General features: G+C 60.8%; 21 protein-coding genes. 14 read left to right on the top strand and 7 right to left on the bottom strand.

Annotated features, from left to right (window positions below; genetic code table 11):
- Nucleotides 1–882: 882 nt before the first annotated feature.
- Nucleotides 883–2,394, bottom strand: a complete 1,512-nt coding sequence (locus KZJ38_RS28705) for a CoA-acylating methylmalonate-semialdehyde dehydrogenase (protein ID WP_219803450.1) — start codon at nucleotides 2,392–2,394, stop codon at nucleotides 883–885.
- Between the two features lie 108 nt (nucleotides 2,395–2,502).
- Between KZJ38_RS28705 and KZJ38_RS28700 the strand changes: the two genes are divergently transcribed.
- Nucleotides 2,503–3,453 carry a LysR family transcriptional regulator gene (locus tag KZJ38_RS28700; protein WP_219803687.1) on the top strand — a complete coding sequence of 317 codons (951 nt, stop codon included), beginning with the start codon at nucleotides 2,503–2,505 and terminating at the stop codon, nucleotides 3,451–3,453.
- Here the strand turns inward: KZJ38_RS28700 and gcvA are convergent.
- Nucleotides 3,405–4,340, bottom strand: coding sequence for a transcriptional regulator GcvA (gene gcvA / locus KZJ38_RS28695; RefSeq protein ID WP_219803449.1), 936 nt, complete (start codon nucleotides 4,338–4,340; stop codon nucleotides 3,405–3,407). The genes KZJ38_RS28700 and gcvA overlap by 49 nt on opposite strands.
- A 105-nt stretch (nucleotides 4,341–4,445) precedes the next feature.
- On the opposite strand from gcvA, the gene KZJ38_RS28690 reads away from it, so the two are divergent.
- Nucleotides 4,446–5,300, top strand: coding sequence for a DMT family transporter (locus KZJ38_RS28690; protein WP_219803448.1), 855 nt, complete (start codon nucleotides 4,446–4,448; stop codon nucleotides 5,298–5,300).
- Nucleotides 5,301–5,345: 45 nt separating this feature from the next.
- On the opposite strand, the gene KZJ38_RS28685 is transcribed toward KZJ38_RS28690, so the two are convergent.
- The 4 genes from KZJ38_RS28685 to KZJ38_RS28670 all read right to left on the bottom strand — a co-directional run bounded on the left by KZJ38_RS28685 (nucleotide 5,346) and on the right by KZJ38_RS28670 (nucleotide 9,583).
- Nucleotides 5,346–6,716, bottom strand: a complete 1,371-nt coding sequence (locus KZJ38_RS28685) for an MFS transporter (protein ID WP_219803447.1) — start codon at nucleotides 6,714–6,716, stop codon at nucleotides 5,346–5,348.
- 194 nt (nucleotides 6,717–6,910) lie between these two features.
- Nucleotides 6,911–8,365: a CHASE2 domain-containing protein gene (locus KZJ38_RS28680; RefSeq protein ID WP_246642058.1), complete on the bottom strand. Its 1,455-nt coding sequence runs from the start codon at nucleotides 8,363–8,365 to the stop codon at nucleotides 6,911–6,913.
- A 121-nt stretch (nucleotides 8,366–8,486) separates the two neighbouring features.
- Nucleotides 8,487–9,041, bottom strand: coding sequence for an OmpA family protein (locus KZJ38_RS28675; RefSeq protein WP_246642057.1), 555 nt, complete (start codon nucleotides 9,039–9,041; stop codon nucleotides 8,487–8,489).
- Nucleotides 9,042–9,109: 68 nt separating this feature from the next.
- Nucleotides 9,110–9,583, bottom strand: a complete 474-nt coding sequence (locus KZJ38_RS28670) for a FecR family protein (RefSeq protein WP_219803445.1) — start codon at nucleotides 9,581–9,583, stop codon at nucleotides 9,110–9,112.
- A 283-nt stretch (nucleotides 9,584–9,866) separates the two neighbouring features.
- On the opposite strand from KZJ38_RS28670, the gene KZJ38_RS28665 reads away from it, so the two are divergent.
- Nucleotides 9,867–10,193, top strand: a complete 327-nt coding sequence (locus KZJ38_RS28665; protein ID WP_219803444.1) for an HdeA/HdeB family chaperone — start codon at nucleotides 9,867–9,869, stop codon at nucleotides 10,191–10,193.
- Nucleotides 10,194–10,309: 116 nt separating this feature from the next.
- Here KZJ38_RS28665 and KZJ38_RS28660 read toward each other — a convergent pair whose 3' ends face one another.
- Nucleotides 10,310–11,371: a LacI family DNA-binding transcriptional regulator gene (locus KZJ38_RS28660; RefSeq protein WP_219803443.1), complete on the bottom strand. Its 1,062-nt coding sequence runs from the start codon at nucleotides 11,369–11,371 to the stop codon at nucleotides 10,310–10,312.
- 161 nt (nucleotides 11,372–11,532) lie between these two features.
- On the opposite strand from KZJ38_RS28660, the gene KZJ38_RS28655 reads away from it, so the two are divergent.
- The 11 genes from KZJ38_RS28655 to KZJ38_RS28605 all read left to right on the top strand — a co-directional run bounded on the left by KZJ38_RS28655 (nucleotide 11,533) and on the right by KZJ38_RS28605 (nucleotide 20,785).
- Nucleotides 11,533–12,633: a fatty acid desaturase family protein gene (locus KZJ38_RS28655; protein ID WP_246642056.1), complete on the top strand. Its 1,101-nt coding sequence runs from the start codon at nucleotides 11,533–11,535 to the stop codon at nucleotides 12,631–12,633.
- 44 nt (nucleotides 12,634–12,677) lie between these two features.
- Complete coding sequence (locus KZJ38_RS28650; RefSeq protein WP_219803441.1) at nucleotides 12,678–12,986, top strand: non-heme iron oxygenase ferredoxin subunit; 309 nt, start codon at nucleotides 12,678–12,680, stop codon at nucleotides 12,984–12,986.
- 59 nt (nucleotides 12,987–13,045) lie between these two features.
- The gene (locus tag KZJ38_RS28645; protein ID WP_219803440.1) at nucleotides 13,046–14,260 is read left to right on the top strand and encodes an NAD(P)/FAD-dependent oxidoreductase; all 1,215 of its coding nucleotides are present in this window, start codon (nucleotides 13,046–13,048) and stop codon (nucleotides 14,258–14,260) included.
- Nucleotides 14,261–14,543: 283 nt separating this feature from the next.
- Entirely contained in the window at nucleotides 14,544–15,191 is a 648-nt protein-coding gene (gene yfiR, locus KZJ38_RS28640) for a regulatory sequestration protein YfiR (protein WP_246642055.1), read from the top strand.
- The gene (gene dgcN, locus KZJ38_RS28635; RefSeq protein WP_246642054.1) at nucleotides 15,188–16,453 is read left to right on the top strand and encodes a diguanylate cyclase DgcN/YfiN; all 1,266 of its coding nucleotides are present in this window, start codon (nucleotides 15,188–15,190) and stop codon (nucleotides 16,451–16,453) included. Before yfiR ends, dgcN begins: the two co-directional genes overlap by 4 nt.
- A gap of 118 nt (nucleotides 16,454–16,571) precedes the next feature.
- Nucleotides 16,572–17,024: an outer membrane lipoprotein YfiB gene (gene yfiB / locus KZJ38_RS28630; protein ID WP_219803439.1), complete on the top strand. Its 453-nt coding sequence runs from the start codon at nucleotides 16,572–16,574 to the stop codon at nucleotides 17,022–17,024.
- Between the two features lie 225 nt (nucleotides 17,025–17,249).
- On the top strand, nucleotides 17,250–17,732 hold the full coding sequence (gene tssD / locus KZJ38_RS28625; RefSeq protein WP_219803438.1) for a type VI secretion system tube protein TssD: 483 nt from the start codon (nucleotides 17,250–17,252) through the stop codon (nucleotides 17,730–17,732).
- A 12-nt stretch (nucleotides 17,733–17,744) separates the two neighbouring features.
- A complete protein-coding gene (locus KZJ38_RS28620) occupies nucleotides 17,745–18,227 on the top strand; it encodes a DUF2778 domain-containing protein (protein ID WP_219803437.1) in 483 nt (160 codons plus the stop codon).
- A complete protein-coding gene (locus KZJ38_RS28615) occupies nucleotides 18,224–18,508 on the top strand; it encodes a hypothetical protein (RefSeq protein ID WP_219803436.1) in 285 nt (94 codons plus the stop codon). Before KZJ38_RS28620 ends, KZJ38_RS28615 begins: the two co-directional genes overlap by 4 nt.
- Nucleotides 18,509–18,634: 126 nt before the next feature.
- Entirely contained in the window at nucleotides 18,635–18,841 is a 207-nt protein-coding gene (locus KZJ38_RS28610; protein WP_219803435.1) for a porin family protein, read from the top strand.
- Between the two features lie 729 nt (nucleotides 18,842–19,570).
- A complete protein-coding gene (locus tag KZJ38_RS28605) occupies nucleotides 19,571–20,785 on the top strand; it encodes an efflux RND transporter periplasmic adaptor subunit (protein WP_219803434.1) in 1,215 nt (404 codons plus the stop codon).
- Nucleotides 20,786–20,865: the final 80 nt, after the last annotated feature.

Here is a 20,865-nt window from a genome sequence, read left to right as displayed (position 1 = left end):
GCCCAACGCAATATGTGCGACGTCGCCTTCGCGCAGTGAACGGCGTGCGGACGCGAAAAACTCGCGAATTTGCAGTCCGCGTGCTCCGTTCAGGTTCACCAGGTTGGTCGGACGGTAGCGCTGCAGCCGCAGCGTATCGGTTGACAGTTGCAAGTTACGGGCGCGGGTGATCGTGTCTCCGGAAACAAAGCTGGCGCGATTGTTCACATCGTTTTGTATGCGCCGCACAGCATCGGTCAGGTCCGCGGTTTCAGGATTATCGAGCCGGCTCAACGCAAGGCGAATCCAACCTTGGCAAATGCCCTTCGGCCCCGTTTTCGCTGCATAGTCGGCCTGATCGAAGCGGTAATATGACCATGCGGATGAACTTAGCGAGTCTCCGCCGCGAAAATCGCGAAACGGCTTCGCCCCCTTGTCTTTGGTCAGTACGCCCCCGCGCTTGGGTCGCGACAGCACTTCCGTGCCGGCACTACTTACGTCGCTTACGTCGCTGATGCTACTACTGCCGCCGGCGCGCTGTTGCAGCGTACGCTCGACCACAACAGGCGTGAGTGAAACGGCTGTCCGTGCACCACCGGCAATGCCGGGAAGTTTGCGCCCGGGTTGCGCATCCGACTTCTTCGCCGACGCAGCAGGCTGCTGCTCGACATGTTCGGCATCAACGGGCGTATATGGGCTATTACCTGCACTTTGAACCAACATCGGCAGACTCCTTGTTCGAGCATCTCAACATCTGTTGGAGTCCGCATTAAGGCATTACCTATGCCGCTTGAGGTAATACAGTGGAAAGAACACCAAACCGGAGCAACGGCGGGTAATCATAAAAAAAACGCCACGTGCATGCACGTGGCGCTTCTTCAATCAGCAGCTTCTAACCAGACTTTACTTCGCGGTCGGCATCGCAAACTCCGCACCCTTTTCGATGCTTTCCGGCCAGCGCTGCATGATCGACTTCTGTTTCGTATAGAAACGCACGCCCTCTTCGCCATAGGCATGCATATCGCCGAACAGGCTGCGCTTCCAGCCGCCAAACCCGTGCCATGCCATCGGCACAGGAATCGGCACGTTGATGCCGACCATACCGACTTCGATACGGCGTGCGAATTCGCGTGCAGCATGTCCATCACGCGTAAAGCACGCCACGCCGTTACCGAATTCATGCGCGTTGATCAGATCGACCGCTTCGGAGAAGTCCTTTACGCGCACACAGGCAAGCACCGGTCCGAAAATTTCTTCCTTATAGATGCGCATCTCGGGCGTCACATGATCGAACAGCGTGCCGCCGGTAAAGAAGCCTTCTTCATGACCCTTCACCTTCAGACCGCGGCCATCCACCACGAGCTTCGCGCCTTCCTCGACGCCGAGCGCGATATAGCCTTCGATACGCTCGAGCGCCTGGCGCGTGACGATCGGGCCCATTTCCGCATCGGGCTCCATACCGTTCTTGATAATCAACTCGCGCGCACGTTCTGCAAGGCGCGGAATGATCTTGTCGGCCACATCGCCAACCAGCACTGCAACCGAAATCGCCATGCAGCGTTCGCCGGCCGAGCCGTAGCCTGCGCCGATCAATGCATCGACAGTCTTGTCGAGATCCGCATCGGGCATCACCACGAGGTGATTCTTCGCGCCGCCGAGCGCCTGCACACGCTTGCCGTGCTTCGCGCCCGTTTCGTAGATGTAGTTCGCGATCGGCGTCGAACCGACAAAGCTGATCGCCTTGACGTCCGGGTGCGAAAGCAGCGCATCGACCACCACCTTGTCGCCTTGCACGACATTGAATACGCCATCGGGCAGGCCCGCTTCTTTAAGCAGCTTCGCCATAAACAGCGATGCCGACGGATCGCGCTCGCTCGGCTTCAGGATAAATGCATTGCCGGCTGCAAGCGCGACCGGGAACATCCAGCACGGCACCATGCACGGGAAGTTGAACGGCGTAATGCCGGCCACCACGCCGAGCGGCTGCCGCACGGTCCAGTTATCGATATCGGTCGACACCTGTTCCGTGTAATCGCCTTTGAGCAGTTGCGGGATGCCGCATGCGAATTCGATCACGTCGATGCCGCGCGCCACTTCGCCCTGCGCGTCCGAAAACACCTTGCCGTGCTCGGCCGTAATAATCGCGGCCAGTTCGTCGCGATGCTTGTTCATCAGCTCGAGAAAACGCAGCATGACCCGCGCGCGGCGAATCGGGGGCGTATTGCCCCACTTCGGAAACGCGGCTTTCGCGCTCGCGACCGCGGCATCGACGTCGGCCGCTTCGCCGAGACGCAGCGTGCGCGGACGCTCGCCGGTCGCCGGATTGAAGACCGGTTGCGTGCGCTCACCCGTGCCGCGCACCGGTTCGCCGTTGATGAAGTGGGTGACGTCGGCTGTATCTGTATACGCTTGCATGTCCGCTCCTTGACGGTAATTCGCTATGTGGACAGTGTATGGACGCCCGGCGCCCAAGCAAAGGCGGTAACATTGAAATTATTGTTTTCTATGGTGAACAATCCGCCGATGGACGCGCAAAAGATCGAAGGGCTCTGGGTACACCTGCACTGGCTGACGGTACTGGCGGAACAGGGGTCGTACACGGCTGCCGCCGCGCGTCTCGGGGTCAGCAAGGCGGCGATGAGCCAGCGTATTGCCGAACTCGAACGCGCGGCCGGCGTGCCGCTCGTGCAGCGCACCACACGCAGCGTGCGCTTCACGGAAGCCGGGCAGCGGCTCGTCGAAAGCGCGCGGCCGCGCTACGACGAAATTGCGAATGTGTTTTCGACGGTGCGTGAAATGGCCGGCGTCGCGCGCGGGCTCGTTCGTGTGACCGCGCCCGTCGCGTTCGTGCGCCAGCAACTCGTGCCGCGCATGTCGCGTTTTTTGCGCGCGAATCCCGAGGTCAAAGTGCAGCTCGAAGTGTCGGACCGGCTCAGTTCGATCGCCACCGAAGGCTTCGATCTGGCGATACGGCACAGCGCGCAGGCGCCGGAAACGCATGTTGCGTGGAAGCTTTGCGAAACGCATTCGGTACTGGTGGCGACGCGCGCCTATCTGAAACGGCGCGGCCGGCCTGCCGAGCCCGCCGAGCTCGCGTCGCACGATTGCCTGTTCTATCCACGCGTCAGCGCCTCGAGCGTCTGGACGTTCGAGCATCGCACCGCGCGAAAAGCTCAGGCCGGGCCCGTTAGCGTGGCGGTCAACGGCGCGTTTTCGGCGAACAATAGCGAGGCGCTGCGCGATGCGGCGCTCGACGACCTCGGCATCGCGCTGGTGCCCGATTTCACCGCGCAAAGCGCCGTGCAGGCGGGCAAGCTCGAAATCGTCATGCCGGACTGGCGCCCGCTTGGCGCGTTTGCCGAGCAACTGTATGTGGTGCGTCCGTATGCGCCGAATGTGCCGCGTGCAGTCGCGGTTTTTGTCGCTTATTTGAGGGAGACGTTTGCCGGCGGCTTTCCGCTGGAGCGAGTCTGAGCGCGCTGCCCTTCGCGCTCGAGCCACGCGCAGAACAGCTTCACGAGATCGTCGGCGGCCTTTTCCTGTGGCACGTAACTGCAATAACTGCGCGACGGCAAACGCGGCCCGTCGAACGGCAAGACGAGCCGCCCCGCGGCGAGATCGTCCGCGACGAGCGCGATCGGCCCCATCGCTATGCCGACACCATCCACTGCGGCCTGCAACGTCAGATAAAAATGATCGAATGTAAGCGTTGCAGCGGGGCTTAGCGTGGGAACGTTCGCCCTGGCAAGCCAATCGGGCCAAAGCCGCGGCAAACTCGAGGTATGCAGCAGCGTGTGCGTGCGTAAATCATCGGGCACGCGAGCCGGCAGGCGCTTGAGCATGGCCGGACTGCAAACGGGCACGCGCTCCTCAGAAAGAAACACGCGCATCGAATAGCCGTAAAACGTGTCGGGGCCTCCGCGAATGATCACGTCGTACGTCTCTTTCAAACTTTCCAACGGCTCGTTCGACGTATCGACCTTCACTTCCACGCCCGGATGCTCGCGATGGAATTTCGCGAGTCGCGGCACGAGCCAGCGTAACGTGAAAGTCGCCACCGCATTGACCGACAGCGTGCGTGAAATGGTGGCCGGAATGCCGTAGCGCGAGGTAGCCTGCGCGAGCTGCTCGAAGAGCGGCCCGATTTCATCGAGATAAGCCCTGGCCGCCGGAGTCAGCACGACACGCCGGTTGCGCCGCTCGAATAGCGGCGCATCGAGCCATTCCTCGAGCGCGCGCACGTGCTGGCTTACTGCGCCATGCGTGACGTGCAATTCCGCCGCGGCCTCCTTGAAGCTGCCGAGCCTGCCGGCCGCCTCGAAGGCGCGTAGTGCATTGAGAGGGGGCAAGGTCCGCTTCATGGCGTTGCGTTCACGATAGTTTTATTAACGCAAACACCCAATTTATCTCGTTTGTCACGCCAGTTCAAGATAGATAAGCTGTTAGACATACAGGGGGCTTAAATAATGTCTACAGGTGTGTTGCTGGTCGTGCTTTTTGCGGCATTTCTCCATGCAAGCTGGAATGCGCTCGTCAAAGCGAGCCCCGACAAGATCCTCGATATCGTCTTCGTTACCGGCAGCGCGGGCTTGATTTGCGTTGCAGTGGTTCCCTTCCTTCCGTTGCCCCATGCGAGCAGCTGGCCGTACATCGTCGCGTCCGCGATCATTCACATCGTCTATTTTTTGCTGATCGGCGCGGCGTATCGCAGCGGCGATATGAGCCACGCGTACCCGTTGATGCGTGGCGCGCCGCCGCTGCTCGTTGCGATCGCAAGCGTGCCGCTGCTCGGCGAACGGCTCACAGTGGGCGAATGGTTCGGCGTTTTGCTGATTTGCGGCGGCATTCTCGGCTTGCTGCTCGTCCATCGCGGCGGCGGTCGCAACTCGGGCCGCAACTCCGGCCACACAACGCGCCTCGCGCTGCTGAACGCAGTCATGATCGCGCTCTATACGCTCGTCGACGGCACAGGCGCGCGCCTGTCGGGGCATGCCGCTTCATACACGATGTGGATCTTCGTGCTCGCCGCGCCGCCGGTTCTGGTCTGGGCACTGGTGCGCCATCGGGCGGCCGCGCACGCGCATTTCCGCGAGCGCTGGTATCTGATGCTGATCGGCGGCGCCTGTACGCTGGGTGCGTACACGCTGGTGCTATGGGCGATGACGAAGGCGCCGATCGCCATGGTCGCCGCGCTGCGCGAATCGGCGATTCTCTTCGGCACGGCGATTTCGATGTTCGTTTTGAAGGAGCGCCACGGCTATAGCCGTCCTGTCGCGGCGCTCGTCATCCTGCTCGGCGTGGTGACGCTCAAAATGACATGAGTGTCGAAGATCGCCTGTATCGCAGCTTAGCGTAATTCGAAGCTGTCACCTCGCCCGAGGCGCGTGTCCGGTCTCCCCGAACGCCGGCGCTTCGTCGTATTCGCGCGAAATGTCCTTGTTCGTATAGTCGCCGAGCATCGAGGCCGCGATCACGCTGATCACCCCGCATGCGAGCACATAGATCGCGATCGCCATACCGGAGTGGTAGTACGCAAAGAGCGCGGTCGCGATCAGCGGCGCGGGGCCGCCTGCAATGATCGACGCCAGCTGGTAGCCAAGCGACGCGCCGCTATAGCGCAATCGCCCCGTAAAGGACTCCGCGATAAACGCGGCCTGCGGACCGTACATCATCGCGTGCGGCACGAGCGACAGCACAATGGCGATAAAAGTCCACACCGGGTTGCGCGTATCGAGCAGCGTGAAGTAAATAAAGCCGTATATGCCGACCGCGACAGAGCCGATGATGTACATCTTGCGCCGTCCGATCAGATCGGAGATATGGCCGAAAAGCGGTATCGTGACGAACTCGCACATCGAAGCGACGAGTACGGCCGTCAGCAGAAGATTGCGCGACATGCCAAGCGTCGTGACGCCATAGGTGAACACGAAGGCCGTGTAGATATAGAACGGCGCCTGCTCAGCCATCCGGGCGAATGCGGACAGCAGAATGTCCTTCGGCTGGCGGCGCAGCACCTCGATAGTCGGCGTTTTTTCGATCTTCTGCTCGGCAAGCAGCCGCGCGAAAGTCGGCGTTTCGAGAATGCTCAAGCGAATATAAAGGCCGATCGCGACAAGGATGATGCTGAACGCAAACGGAATGCGCCATCCCCAGGTGAGAAAGCTGCTGCCGGACATCTCGCTCGTCGCAAGCACCGCGAGGTTCGCGACGAAAAGCCCAGCCGGCACGCCGAACTGCGGCCACGATGCAATAAAGCCGCGATGCGAATCGGTGCGCGCCCATTCCATCGACATCAGCACCGAGCCGCCCCACTCTCCGCCCACACCGACGCCCTGAACGAACCGCAGTATCGTGAGCAGCACTGCCCCCCAGATGCCGATCGACTCATAAGTTGGGACGAAGGCAACGAGGAAGGTCGCAATGCCCATCAACAGCAAGGTGACCACAAGGGTTGCCTTCCGGCCGATGCGATCGCCGTAATGCCCGAAAATCGCCGCGCCGACCGGCCGCGCGAGAAAGCCGACTGCATAGATCAGAAAGGCCTGGAGTGTGCCGACCAGCGGGTCCGACTGCGGAAAATATAGCTTCGCGAAGACGAGGCCCGTTACCGTGCTGTAGAGAAAGAAGTCGTACCACTCGATCGTCGTGCCGATCGTGCTGGCGATTACCGCGCGACGCAACTGGCGCCGTGCTTCTTCATCGGACAGGGGCGTTGCCCCCGATTGCGTGGCAGCCATTGACATCCCCTAATGGTGGCAGTTCGTACACCAATATGCACCCTGAGGAAGGCAACCGGCATTGGGGCAACAACCGAGGTGTCGGACTGTGGTCGACAAAAAAAGATTCGTTGAACTGTAATTCGCAGGAGGCAGAATTCCAATGAACGTCTGACCAGGACAATTACCAGGGAACGCAGAAGAAATATGCCGAATCACTTCGAGGTTCGATGTATGCGTTTCCAGCGCGCAAGCGCACCATCGAATATTTTCCCCGTGCCGCTCTTCTCGCGATCGCCCGCTTGCGCGTGGGCCATGTCGCGTTTGTTTTTCGCATCGTCGTCGAGAATCGCCGTCGAAAAGAACGAGCCCATCACCGCGGACCCGATAATAAAGATCGAAGCTGCGTCGACCAGCAAACCGAAATACCGGAACAACAGCACGCAAACAAGCAGCGACAGCAGGTTCAACGTGATGCCGAGCATCGCCGAGGCCTTCGGTACCCTTCGAATCAAAGCCGCAAAACGCGAATCGGTGCGCGGGAGGTACCAGATAACAAGCAGCCCGAACGCCATGATGAACGCGCTTTCGCCCCACTTGATCCACGCCGGACGCTGCAGGAAACGCCCGTCGAAAATCGTCTCGATGATCTGAGCCTGGATCTCGATGCCCGGCACCTGCTCGCCGAGCGGTGTCGCGCGTACATCGGGAAGGCCCGTGCCGGTCAGGCCGACCAGCACGAGCTTGTTGCGGATACGATCGGCCGCGACTTGGCCTTGCAGTACGTCGCGTGCGGATACGTAGCGGTTCTGCGTCGAATGGATCGAGGCGAAATGCAACCAGATTTCGCCGTCCGGTTGCGTGGGCACCTGCACGTCGGCCACGCCCACTGCCCGCACGCCCGATGTACCGGCGAAGACTTCAACCATCGGCGATCTCGTCGCGACGCGCAGCATTTCGATCGGCAAACCGGGCACGAGTTTGTTGCCCAATCCCATGATGAGCGGGATGCGCCGCACCGTGCCCTGTTCGAGCGCCACGTTGAGCATCGCCTGACCGTGCGCGGCAGCCTGCAACTCCGGCAAGCTTGCGAGCACGTAGTCGAAACGCTCAACGCTGCCAAGCGGACTGCCGCCATGCACGAGAATCGGCGCGCTGCGCATATCGGTGCTGGTATCGGCCGTTGCATGATCGGACGCCGCCGCGCCGAGCACGGACGGCGCCGCGCGCAGCGCTCGCGCGAGAACGGTCTCGTGGCTCGGCAATGCGCGCAACCCCGTGATAAGCGATGCGGCCGATGGCGGCAGGTTGTCGGCCACTTTGTCGGGCGATGTCTGATCGGCCTCCGGCATATAGATGTCGAGTCCGATTGCGAGCGGCTTTTGCGCGGCGATCGCATCGATCAGCGCCGCCAGCTTGTTACGCGGCCATGGCCATTGGCCGACGGCAGCAAGCGTCCTGTCGTCGATCGCGACGATCGTCACAGGCTCGCTTGCGGGAATGCGCGGAAACCAGCGCTGGAAATGATCGAAGAGGAGTTGCCTGGGTCTTCCAAACGTATCGGGCAGGATGTTGTCATAGGTGTCCAGCAACGCGGGGCGCGGAATACCGTGCGGCCACTCGCTGCAAAGGTTGAGCACGCTAAGGCCAAACAGCACGGCGAACGCCATCAGGCGGCCCTTGTACGCCCTTGGCAACTTCTTTAGAGAGCTGATCCATGAGTTGCGAAAGAGTTTCATGTCAGCGAGCGCAGACCCATATCGATGCAACGCATGGCCGCAAGCGGCAAGCTTATTGAATCGTGATCACGACGCGCCGGTTCGCCTGATTCGGCACGCCGTTCGCGGTATGCACGAGCGGCTCGCGCTTGCCGCGGGCTGCCGTCTCTATCTGCTTGGCGGGTATGCCCGCCTTGACCAGAAACGCCGCAACCGTTTGTGCGCGCCGCTTCGACAGCTTGTCGTTGAATTCGTCGGTACCCACCAGATCGGTGTGACCGACTACGGTCAGATGAGGCGCCGGCCAGTCTTTAAGCGTGGCCTTGAGCTTTGCGACGGTCGCCGATGACTCCGGCGCAAGTTCGGTGGCCGAATCGAACAGAAAGTTGATCGTGAATGTGGTTGGACGTGGCGGCTGTGCGGCGAGCAACTGGCCATAGTGTGCCTGTACCGCGGAAGGGCTGTCCATCGTTTGTTCGATGGCGCCGCCTTGGGCGACATCCACGGCCGCGTATGGCTTGTCGAGAACCTGAGTTTGCGTGGCGCTTTTCACGACGACCGATCCGACGCTGCCGTCCGGGTTCGGCAATAACGTGATCTTGTCGCGCGGCGTGCTGCATGCGGCCAATAAAACGGATACGGCGCATATCGCAACGGACAGCCGCCGGAACCGAAGGCCACCGCGCATCGCTGCCTTCACCGCGCATTCTCCCCGTCGCCGCCCACTTCGATAATGAATTCCGTGCCGCGCACGCCGAGTGTGGTGGTCGGCGTGCTGTAGCGCACCGCATTCGGATTGGCCTTCGCGATCTTGCCATCGACCACGGCGAGTGAGCCTCGCTTGATGGTCGCATCGAGTTCGCCTTCGTAGGTTGTCGTATTGAACGCAAAGTTGCTGAGTTCGAGCGTCGAGTTGGCGCCCTCGGAAAGCAGCGTGTTGTCGTGCAGCGTGATGCCGACAAACGAGTCGGGGCCCGTCACGATGCGATCGCCGCTATATATTTCGAGGCCAACCGCGGCGTTCAGGTTTTGTCCGCTGCGCTCGATGTGCGCGCTGCCTTTGACGGTCTTGACGTAGCCGATCACGTCGGCCGCGCACGCGTAAGCAACGGGCGCGCACAGGCACGCGAGACACAACGCATATCGGATGGCTTGGCTGCTGCTGAGCATAGGCGACCACCGTGAGGGCAAGTGAAACGTTTTCTTTGCGTTGTGCTTCTCTCCCTGCTTCGACTACTGGCGCGGTGTTCCGCCGATCGACGAGAGGATAGGATGCATGGTCTGATCACTCTGTGCGGTAGCGCGCATTACGCCGTCCGGGTCGCTACGCGTAAGACTGACGCGACATTAGACCAAAGTCCAATTGTTTTATCTGCCCCGCGGACGATACTGCTCGATGCAAATTCATTCGGTGCTTTACGTATTCGCACGATCCCCCTGTCCGGAGAATGAAATGAACCGCAAAGTGATGGTCGCGTGCCTTCTGGGTGCAGTTATCGCCATTCCCGCATCCGCGCAAACCCCGCAGAAAACCAATCCGATGAAAATGAAATGCGAGGACTTCCTCGCAGTCGACGAAGCCTATCGGCCTGCCGTCGTCTATTACCTGGCGGGCGTCGACAAGCTCGGCATTACGGAGACCGATACGATGACGGTGGATACCGCTACGCCGATCGCCGTGCTCGTGGGCGAATGCCAGAAAACGCCGAAGGCGTCGCTGCATACGAAAGTGCGGTCGATGTACAAGAGCGGCCAGCTCAAGCTTTTTGAGCATCACTGAGCAGCGTTGGACGCGTGCGCCTTTAAGGGGTAAAGGCTGGGCGCCAAAGGCGGCGGATTCCTGTGAAGATAGCGCGACGTCGGGGTTTGCAAAGGCAACGCCGGCGACGCGATGCTTTAGCCGCCGAGATAACCGGTGTCCCGCACATTCGCCGAGCAGAACACGCGAAATTCGACAGGCTCGCCGTGCGGCATTTCGTCGACCACACCGCATGCATGCAGGACATGCTGCAGTGCTGAGATAACCTGCCCGTCCGGATCCTGATCGATCACGATATCCATCACGCCGGCATCGATCAGCGCGCGGTGCTGATCGAGCATCTCATGGCCGACCCAAACGACACTGCCCGCCGCGCCGAACTTGCGCAGCGCCGCATCGATGCCGGCCGAACCGTATCCGCTGTTATAGATGCCGACGAGGCCACCGCGCTTTAACGCGGCACTCACGGATCGGAAGCTGCGATCGTCTTGATCGAGTGTCGGCTCATCGGCGATTTCGCAGGCGAGATGCGCAAAGCGCTCAGCGAGCTGCACGCGGCAGCCTTCGATACGCTCGACATGCGCGCGATAGTCCATGCGTGCCGGCAGCAGTAGCACCCTGCCCGGCTCCCGCGCAAGCCGTCCGATGAAATAGCCGGCCGTGCGCCCGGCGCGAAGATTGTCGATGCCCGCATAGTGCAGCCGCTCGATGCCGCCGACATCGGTCACCATCGTCACCACCGGTTCGCCGCGGGCAATCGCCGCGGCCAGTGCCTCGCGCACCTGCGGCGTGTCATGTGTCGTGACGATCAGCGCCGCGCGCCGGTAACCGGACTGAGCGAGGGTTTGCGGTAAGCGCGCTTCGTCCGCCGTCGACATCAGCGCGCGATGCACCACGACACGCTTGTCAAGCATCTGCATCGCGCGTTGCACGGCATCGCGCAGCCGGCAGAAAAATGGTGCATCGCTGTCGGGTAACAGCACGTCGATATGAATAAGGCCGTGCTGCGTTTCGGGCAAGAGCCTCGGCAAGGCAAGTTCGCGCGCCGCGGCCACGACGCGCTCGCGCGTTTTCGCCGACACGCTGCCGCGTTCGTTCAGCACGCGGTCTACAGTCGCCGTGCTGACGCCGGCCCGTTCTGCAATTTCAACGAAACGCGCCGTACGCTTGCGCCATCGCGGTGGGGTATCTATCGACACGCCGTCTCCTTTGCCGACCCGCCTAAAACCTCCCCGTACGCTAGAAGAATGACGAAATTTCGTCAACCTTCCAGTTGAGCGTTAGCGGGCCGTCAGCTATGTTGATCACACGCATCGCACGCTCGTTTGCGTGCAGTGCAATAAAGATCAAGGAGACACAGGTGGCCAATACCAATACACAGACGCCGCAAACGCCTTCGCACGAAGCTTCGCGCGCAGCGCGACACGACGCCTACCGGCTGATCGGCGGCGCGGGTGAACGGGCGCGTGCCGCGGGCCTTGTCAACGCGACCTGGTATAAATCCCCCGTTCCACGCCCGGTGATGAAGCAATTGATGCAGCGCAGCGACGCGCGTGCGATTCGCGATACGGCGATCTGGTACGCCGCCATCGTTGCGAGCGGCATCGTGGCCTGGTTCGCGTGGCACGCGCATTCGTGGTGGGCGATTCCCGCGTTCTGGCTGTACGGCACGCTTTATTGCAGCCCGGCCGATTCGCGCTGGCATGAATGCGGTCACGGCACCGCGTTCAAGACGCGCTGGATGAACGACGTGCTCTATCAGATCGCTTCGTTCCAGATTTTCCGGCGCGCCACCGTATGGCGCTACAGTCATGCGCGCCACCATACCGATACGCTGATCGTCGGGCGCGACCCCGAGATTGCCGCACAAAAACCCACCGATTGGCTTGGGCTCGCGCTTAGCATCTTCGCGATCAAGCATGTCTCGCATGAATTGCCGAAAATGATCGGCGCCGCGTTCGGCCGCGTCGGCGAAGAAGAAAAGACCTTCGTGCCGGAGTCCGAATGGCCGAAGGTCATTCGCGAAGCGCGCATCAGCCTCGCGATCTATGCGGTCGTTATCGCCGCATGCCTTTATTTCCGTTCGGTGCTGCCGCTGCTTTATATCGGGCTGCCGAGTCTTTACGGCGGATGGCTCTATCTGTACTTCGGCCTGACGCAGCACGCGGGCATGCCCGAGAATGTGCTCGATCATCGTCGCAATTGCCGCACTGTGCGCATGAACCCCGTGTTCCGCTTTCTCTACTGGAACATGAACTATCACGTCGAGCATCACATGTTTCCGATGGTGCCGTTTCATGCGTTACCGCAGTTGCACGAAGTGGTTAAGGCCGATATGCCGCCGCCTTACAGCAGCACGATTGCCGCTTACGCCGAAATCATTCCGGCGCTCGTGCGCCAGACAAGCGATCCGTCGTATTCGATTGCGAGGCCCGTGCCCGAAACGGCCGCGCGTGCGTGAACCGAATCGGCGGTATAGAGACCAAAGAACCTGAGAGACAAACCATGACGCAGTGGCTCGACGCAGCGGCATTCAACGATATCGAAGACGAAGACGTCGCGCGCTTCGATCATGAAGGGCGTACCTTCGCGATCTATCGGATCGAAGACAACGTATTCGCAAGCGACGGCCTGTGCACGCACGAACACGTGCATCTGGCCGACGGCCTCGTGATGGGCCACGTGATCGAGTGCCCCAAACACAACGGCCGTTTCGATGTCCGCGATGGCCGACCGCTATGCGCACCGGTGTGCGAAAAACTGCGGACGTATCCGGCCAAAGTCGAAGGCGGACGTATATTCATCGAGGTTTGAAGTCGAGGTCTTAAGCAATGACAGCCGCAATGAAATCCGCAACGACTTCCGAACGTTTAATGGCCATCGTCGGTGCCGGACATGTCGGCGGGCGCGCCGCGCAAACGCTGCGTCAGGCCGGCTGGAACGGCGCGATTGCGATGATCGGCGCCGAAACGCATTTGCCCTATGAGCGGCCACCGCTTTCGAAAGGCTTACTTACCGGCGAGCGTGAAGCGGTGCAGTGCCAGTTGCGGACCTCCGATGCATGGCGCGAGGACAGGATCGATCATATCGTCGGCCACGTGCAATCGTTCGATCCGCAAGCACGCACGCTACAGATGAGCGACGGCCGCACGTTCGCGTACGAAGCGTTATTGCTGGCGACCGGCGGCCGCCCTCGGCGCCTCACGATACCCGGCGCCGAACTCGACGGCGTGATCGTGTTGCGCACGCTCGACGACGCAGCGACGATCGAGCGCCGCTTCGTGCCCGATGCACGCATCGTGCTGGTCGGCGGCGGGTTTATCGGGCTCGAGGTTGCCGCATCGGCGCGCAAGCGCGGCTGCGAAGTGACCGTGCTCGAAGGTGCGCCACGTCTTTTGGGTCGCAACGTGCCTGCCTCGATCGCGGCACGCGTGCACGCGCTGCACGAGCAGAACGGCGCGCAAATTCACGTGAACACCATGCCCTCATCGATCGATCGGCGAGACGACAGCGCGCTCGCGGTGACATTGACGAACGGCGACGTGCTAACGGCCGACACGGTGATCGTCGGCATCGGCATCGAGCCTGCAGACGAACTCGCGCGTGAAGCCGGCCTCGCGGTGAATCGCGGCATTGTCGTCGATGCGTCGCTCGAAACGTCGGCGCGCGGCGTGTTTGCCGCCGGCGACGTCGCGCTTTTTCCAAGCCGCTATACCGCCCAGCTGATCCGTCAGGAAACGTGGCATAACGCGGAAACGCAGTCACGTGTCGCCGCGCGCAATATGCTCGGCGCCGCGGAACCGTATCGCGCGCTGCCGTGGTTCTGGTCCGATCAGTACGATCATCAATTGCAGGTAGCAGGCGAGCCGGCGCTCGGCGTCAGTTCCACCACTCGCGCGCTCGACAGCGACGCGGAAATCCATTTCCATTTCGACGCGAACCTGCGCCTCGTCGGTGCGAGCGGTTACGGTCGGCTCGGCGGCCTGGCGAGAGAGATGCGGCTCGCGCGCATGCTCGTCGATAGCGGCAATACGATTGCGCCCGAAACGCTGGCGGACAGCGAAGTGAAGCTGAAGAGCCTTCTCTGATAGATAAAACGTTTGCGTGCGCCAGCGCACCTATCCCTCAACCTCCTCTGAGTTTGCCTGCTTTTGTCATGCGCGAATGCATGGCAAAATTGCGCCGACCGTAACCGCATTGCATATCCAGATCGGATATCCGGCTGCCGAACGTCCTTAGCTTTCGAAGTGCTGCTAAGGCACTTTCGGCAACACGCTATTCATCAGGATCGCGCTTTAACCCTTAAAGCATGCGTTCCGAATCGTTATCACGCTGACCTCCGTACATTAGTGGGATTCCGGAGGGTTCCTCGTGCAATACGACCTTTTGTTTCGCTGCCTGGCGAATGCGGCGTCATGGCCCCGACGAGATATTGTGCAGAGAGAAAAACAAGCCACGATCGTGCGCGCGAAGCTGAGTTGCAGGATCGGCGTGTGGGTCAGCAGCATACTTATGTCCATCTTCGCGATTTCGAGCCGCGCGCAGGAGCAGGCTCCCGATGCGTCACCGGCCACGCTGGACACCGCTGTCCAACAAGTCGTGCTCGGCATCATCAGCTTCACGCACTGGCCGCAACCGCGCACGCCTGTGCATCTGTGCGCCGTCGGCAACACACGCTTCTCGCTGGACGGCATCGACAAACTTGCTTCGCCGTCGGGACCCGCAGTCGCGACCCAAAGAGCATCGGCTAACGATCCCACACTCGGCACCGCATGCGATGCGCTATACATCGGCAGGCTGTCCGATGCCGAACGCCGGCAGGTCGACGCGAACCGTGCCGGACATCCCGTTCTCACCATCGCCGAGAGTGACAGCACCTGTACGCTCGGCGCGATGTTTTGCCTCACGACCGATAAAAATCGCGTGGCGTTCGATATGAACCTGGACAGCGTGGCGCGCAGCGGCGTCCGTGTGAGCCCGAAAGTGCTGGAGCTCGCGCGCAAACGGAGCACGCCATGAAACGCATCGTTCGACCGCGCAACCGCGTGCGCGCGCAAAGCGCCGTGATGCAACGCCCCTCCCTCGAGCGCGTCTTGCGCCGCACCTACGTGCGCCTCGCGTTTTCCGCGGTTTCGCTCGCGGCCGTGTGTCTCGTGCTCGTCTCATGGACCGTCCTGCGCGCCTACGCGAACGACAATCTGATGCTGCTCGCGCGCTCGATCTCCTACACGGTCGAAGCCGCCGTCGTATTCAACGACGCGCCCGCCGCGGAAGATGCGATTGCGCAAATAGCGGGCAATGAAGATATCGCCCAAGTGCGCGTGGTCGACAATCATGGCGCGACGTTTGTGTTCTGGGAACGCACGGGCGACGGGCCGCTTTCGCGCAGCGTGCATCGCATTGCCGACCTCGCGCTGCCCGGCGGCGCGGTCGTACCGGTGATGCATAACGGCAAGGTGCTCGCAAAGATTCGCGTGCGCGGACGCGGACACCAGTTCGCGATTTTCCTCGTTGGCGGCATCGGCGGCGTGCTGGCGTGTCTGCTCATCATTCTCGGCGCGGGTACGTTTATCGCGCGGCAAATGCATCGCGATATCGTCGAACCGTTGCGCGCGCTCGCCGAAGTGGCGCATGCCGTGCGCCGCGACCGCGCTTTCGATCGCCGCGTGGCCGCCACGCCGATCATGGAATTGCAGGAGCTTGGAAACGACTTCAACGCCTTGCTCGACGAATTCGAGGGCTGGCAGCATTCGCTGCGCGAGCAGAACGCGACGCTCAGTCACCGGGCGAATCACGATCCGCTGACCGGCCTGCCGAACCGCACGCACTTCGTGGCGCGGCTCGAACAGACGATTCGCGACGCGCGCGCGTTGGACACGGCCGTCGGTGTGCTGTACATCGACAGCGACCGCTTCAAGGAAATCAACGACACGCTGGGCCATGATGCCGGCGATGCAGTGCTCGTCACGATCGCCTCGCGGCTACGTGAAACGCTGCGCAAGGACGATGTCGTCGCGCGCCTCGGCGGCGACGAATTCGCGGCGCTGCTGCCGGGGCTCGAAGACGAAGACGACGCGATCGGCATTGCGCAGGCATTAAGTGAATCGATGCTCGAGCCGATAACCTTACCAGGTGGACATCAAGTCACCACGTCGGTGAGCATTGGCATCGCGATGTTTCCTTCGCATGCGCATGACGTTGCAAGCCTGCTGCGCACCGCCGATAGCGCGATGTACGAAGCCAAACGCACCGGAGAACGTGCGTGGCAGATGGCACGCTAACCAGTCACACACGCAAATGGGGATTGAAGTGGAATGCTCGGTTGGAAGAACAAAAAACGCAAGCAGGACCTTAACGAAGTGGTATTTTCCGGCGCTTATTGCAGCAAGCCTGTTGCTGATGCTGACGCTATTGGCCGGGTGCCAGAGCGCGCCGCCTAAACATGGTCTGACTGCTGCACAGATCGCGGCGCTCAAGGAAGCAGGCTTTCATGAAACCGACGAAGGCTGGGAGTTTGGCATCAGTGACAAGGTTCTGTTCGAAACAGACAAGTTCGAACTGCAACCGGCCGCGCATGACGTCATCACACGCGTATCGTCGACGCTGATCAAGGTCGGCATTTCAACGGTGCGCGTTTACGGCTACACCGATTCGACCGGCAGCGATGCGCATAACGAACTGTTGTCGCAACAGCGGGCGAAGGCAGTGGCCGATGCGCTGGTCGTCGCGGGCATGGCGCGCGATGGGCTCACCGCGATCGGTGCGGGGAAGTCACATCCGGTTGCGGACAACAGCACCGCCGAAGGCCGTGCGCAGAATCGCCGCGTGGCGATCGTTATTTCGACGCAATAAATCATTGCTATTGCATTTGATGCGGATGCGTGAGGTACACGCATCCGCATCAACGTTGGCTTTAAGTTGCGCGACAATTTTCCTGATCGGTAATTAACGCTCCTCCTTGTGCCGTCCGTGTTTTTGCTGGATATGACGCGACAGTTTTTTACAACGCGTAAAGAGTCGCATGTTAAAAAGTTTGCATGCCTGACTTTAACCATATCCAACAGGAGAACAACGACGATGGGCACACCCTTGCATCTCTGGCTCACCGACGACGGAAACACACCAATTCGCGGCGGCAGCGAAGTATCGGGACGCGAAGGAAGCATTGAAGTCCTGAGCGTGACGCATGGCGTGGATGCGCCAGTCGATCACCAGACCGGCAGGCTGCTGGGACATCACTCGCACCGGCCGCTGACGATCGAAAAAGAAATCGACCGGTCGTCGCCGTTGCTCTATCAGGCCGTTGTGCGCGGACAGACGCTGGCGGGTGCGGTGCTCCGGTGGTACCGGACAACCGAAGCGGGCAACGAGGAGAACTACTTCACGATGTCGATGAAGGACGTGAAGATCGCGTCGATCTCGCCGAAGCTGCTCAATATCAAGGAGCAACAGTTCGCTCACCGGAACCACTTCGAGATTGTCGAATTCCGCTACGGCGAAATTTCGTGGAACTACCACGACGGCAATCTGCTGTTTGCCGATGTGTGGCGCACGGTCTGAGCGGGATCGGCGATGCCAGTACAGTGCACTTTCAGGCTGAATAAACAGCAGACGTCGACGCTGTCGTGTTCGGGGTTTGGTGAGGTGACGGCGTATTCGGGGCAGTTGAACGGTCGCGACAACCCGCAGGCCGTCGACCTTCAAGACATTGGGCCGATCCCGCCCGGCAAGTACTATCTGCTCGACCGGCAATCGGGCGGGCGCTTGGGATGGTTCTACGACATGATTTCGCAGACCGACATTGGAACAACCGACCGTTCGAAGTGGTTCATGCTTTGGAACGAGCGAACAGGTGACACAACCATGATTAACGGTGTGAGGCGGGGCGAATTCCGTTTACATCCGGCGGGTTCGCGACAGCTTAGCCAAGGGTGCATCACTGTGCAGTCGTCGGTTGAATTTGACAGGCTGGAACGTCACATCCGCTCGCGCCACCCTGATATTCCCGTGCCAGGCACAACCGCCAAGGCCTACGGAATCGTGGAGGTTCGATGAAGCGGGTAGTACGCATCTGCGCCTTCGTTATATCAACCTATTTCATCGGAGGTGCTCTCGCGAACATCTACTTGAACTGGCCTATGGATATGCCTCGCTGGCTGTACCACGCAACCATGTTCACGATTCGCGTCACCGGACTTGGCGAGGTTGACAGCAATGACGACGCGGAAGTTATGGCAACGATTATCGTTGCCTGCATCTCGTGGACGCTCACCGGCATCGTGTTATGGCAACTCGCGCGCGCAGTGCGACGCTTAAGAAGCCGTCGAAAGACCTGACGAGTGATGCAATGATCATGACATTGCGTTCGGCTTGTTCATGACGTTGACCTTTTTCATCGGAAGGCCGGTCACGAACAGGTCAGCGCCGTCTGGCTCGCTACTCCCACGCTTGTATTGGCCGGCATGTACGTGTATTCCAATGCGTCATCGCAACACTGGCACCAGGGCGCGCTGCAAGCCGACTATCAATTGTCGAAGCGCACCGACGTCTACGCGGAAGCGGTCTATCAGCGCGCATCGGCCGGCACGCTCGCGGTGATCAATTCGATCGATCCATCGAGCAGCCGCAATCAGCTGCTCGTCGCGACAGGCATCCGCCACCGGTTCTAAACGTGCACCAGGTTAAACCGGACACTTACATCCTGGCAAAAAGCGTCGTAACCGCTGATCCGGCAAATCACGAGCAACACGGCAACACGGTAGAAACCCTGAGACTAACAACACACAGAATGCCAAGCTTTCTGAAAGCAATCAGCCAGCACAACGTTGTCCTCAACGAACATCTCTGCGCCGCATACAGGCGTCACCCATCGGCCTCACAATTCCTGACCATTACTGTCAAGCGCGACACCCTCTCATCGCGCTAACCGCATCGCACGCGCTTTGCGTCTTGCATCGCTTGCTTGACACCTTGATGACCGACGCTTACCGCGCCCATCCGACGCCACACTCCGTTTACGCCGCGTTACACGAATTGTGCGTCTTCCTCATCTGACCGGTTAAAGTGATGGGTCACTGCCGATCCCGAACGCATTGCTAGCTAATCGTAAGGTGTCCGTGCCGTACCTCACGGCATCCTATGCATTTTGTGTGCAGGGCGGCGCATGATTCGAAAGCTCGTTTTAATTCTCGATCCTGGTTGGACGGGGCGCTCCTTCGGAACGGGGAAACCAAATCGATGAGAAGGTGTATGCAGCATAGCTATCCGCCCGGCATCGGCCGACGCATCGTCGCGCTCGCACCGCGGCTCGGTCAGCGGCCAACGCTCGCGTCACGGTTACGATCGCCATCCCGCTCAGGCTCAAGCTCAGGCTTAAAAACAATACGCGCGAGGAAGCCATGAACGCCGTGACGACCCCACAACAGAAACCCAGGCGCCGCGGCCTGCTGATCATCGCCGTCATCGTGATCGTGCTGATCGCCCTCGCCGTGCTACACGTGCTGCGCGGCAAAAAGCCGGCACGCGCGGCGGCCCCGCAAGTCGTAACCGTCGCAACGGCAACGGTAGGTTCGATGCCGGAAACGCTGAGCGCACTCGGCACGATTACGCCGATCGCAACCGTCACCGTGCTGCCGCAATTGAGCGGCTATCTGACCGCCGTCGGCTATCGCGAAGGTCAGGATGTCGAGAAAGGCCAGTTCCTCGCGCAGATCGATCCGCGTCAGTTCGAAATCAGCAAGCAGCAAGCTCAGGCGCAACTCGCTAAAGACAAGGCATCGCTCGCGCAAGCCCGTGCCGACCTCGCGCGCTTTACGCAACTGAACGAGCGCAAGTCGATCGCCGAGCAGACTTACGTCGACCAGCAGTTCCTCGTGCAGCAGGACGAAGCCGCCGTCAAGGCGGATCTCGCGAACATCGCGCAGTTCGATCTCGACCTGATCTACTGCCATATCACCGCGCCGATCTCAGGCCGCATCGGCCTGCGGCTTATCGATCCGGGCAACTACGTCACTGCGTCGAGCCAGCCCGGCATCGCCGTGATTACGCAGATGAAACCGACCACCGTCGAATTCACCGTGCCGCAAAACTCGCTCGAGCATGTTCTGCGGCGCTTCAATACGGGCGCGAAGCTGCCGGTTACAGTCTTTAGCAGCGACAACTCGAAGAAGCTCGCAACCGGCGAGCTCTACACCATCAACAACCAGATGGCGACCGCCACCGGCACCGTCACGCTGCGCGCAAGTCTGCCGAATGACGACGAAGCGCTGTTCCCTAATGAATTCGTCAATGTGACGCTGCTCGTCGACACGCTGCAAGACGCGGTGCTCGTGCCGACCTCGGCGGTGCAGACCGGCGCACCCGGCGACTACGTCTATGTCGTGAACGCCAACAATACGGTGTCGGTGCACAAGGTCACGGTTGGGCCGACCAACGGGGCGTACACCGCGATCGCATCGGGCCTCACGGCAGGTCAGCGCGTCGTGACCGACGGGCTCGACCGTTTGTCGGACGGCGCGCATATCAGGCCGAGCGCCGCACGCCCAGTGCCTGCGAGCGGCGCAAGCGCGGCGCCGGCCGCATCGGACGCCAACGCGGAAGCGCAGGATTCGTGAGCCCCCGATGACCGACCCGACAGCGAGCGACAAGCGATCGACCAGCACCGCACAAGCCGACCCTAAGCCGCCTATCCAGC

This window comes from Paraburkholderia edwinii, from assembly GCF_019428685.1.
Taxonomy (GTDB): Bacteria; Pseudomonadota; Gammaproteobacteria; order Burkholderiales; family Burkholderiaceae; genus Paraburkholderia; species Paraburkholderia edwinii.
The sequence above is the reverse complement of the archived record's forward strand: the minus strand, read 5'-3'. Positions and strand labels throughout refer to the sequence as shown.

Coding starts and splice junctions, on each gene's coding strand:
- KZJ38_RS28705 (WP_219803450.1), bottom strand. CDS start 2,394: ATGCAAGCGTATACAGATACAGCCGACGTCACCCACTTCATCAACGGC.
- KZJ38_RS28700 (WP_219803687.1), top strand. CDS start 2,503: ATGGACGCGCAAAAGATCGAAGGGCTCTGGGTACACCTGCACTGGCTG.
- gcvA (WP_219803449.1), bottom strand. CDS start 4,340: ATGAAGCGGACCTTGCCCCCTCTCAATGCACTACGCGCCTTCGAGGCG.
- KZJ38_RS28690 (WP_219803448.1), top strand. CDS start 4,446: ATGTCTACAGGTGTGTTGCTGGTCGTGCTTTTTGCGGCATTTCTCCAT.
- KZJ38_RS28685 (WP_219803447.1), bottom strand. CDS start 6,716: ATGGCTGCCACGCAATCGGGGGCAACGCCCCTGTCCGATGAAGAAGCA.
- KZJ38_RS28680 (WP_246642058.1), bottom strand. CDS start 8,365: ATGGCGTTCGCCGTGCTGTTTGGCCTTAGCGTGCTCAACCTTTGCAGC.
- KZJ38_RS28670 (WP_219803445.1), bottom strand. CDS start 9,583: ATGCTCAGCAGCAGCCAAGCCATCCGATATGCGTTGTGTCTCGCGTGC.
- KZJ38_RS28665 (WP_219803444.1), top strand. CDS start 9,867: ATGAACCGCAAAGTGATGGTCGCGTGCCTTCTGGGTGCAGTTATCGCC.
- KZJ38_RS28650 (WP_219803441.1), top strand. CDS start 12,678: ATGACGCAGTGGCTCGACGCAGCGGCATTCAACGATATCGAAGACGAA.
- KZJ38_RS28645 (WP_219803440.1), top strand. CDS start 13,046: ATGGCCATCGTCGGTGCCGGACATGTCGGCGGGCGCGCCGCGCAAACG.
- dgcN (WP_246642054.1), top strand. CDS start 15,188: ATGAAACGCATCGTTCGACCGCGCAACCGCGTGCGCGCGCAAAGCGCC.
- yfiB (WP_219803439.1), top strand. CDS start 16,572: ATGCTGACGCTATTGGCCGGGTGCCAGAGCGCGCCGCCTAAACATGGT.
- tssD (WP_219803438.1), top strand. CDS start 17,250: ATGGGCACACCCTTGCATCTCTGGCTCACCGACGACGGAAACACACCA.
- KZJ38_RS28620 (WP_219803437.1), top strand. CDS start 17,745: ATGCCAGTACAGTGCACTTTCAGGCTGAATAAACAGCAGACGTCGACG.
- KZJ38_RS28615 (WP_219803436.1), top strand. CDS start 18,224: ATGAAGCGGGTAGTACGCATCTGCGCCTTCGTTATATCAACCTATTTC.
- KZJ38_RS28610 (WP_219803435.1), top strand. CDS start 18,635: ATGTACGTGTATTCCAATGCGTCATCGCAACACTGGCACCAGGGCGCG.
- KZJ38_RS28605 (WP_219803434.1), top strand. CDS start 19,571: ATGAACGCCGTGACGACCCCACAACAGAAACCCAGGCGCCGCGGCCTG.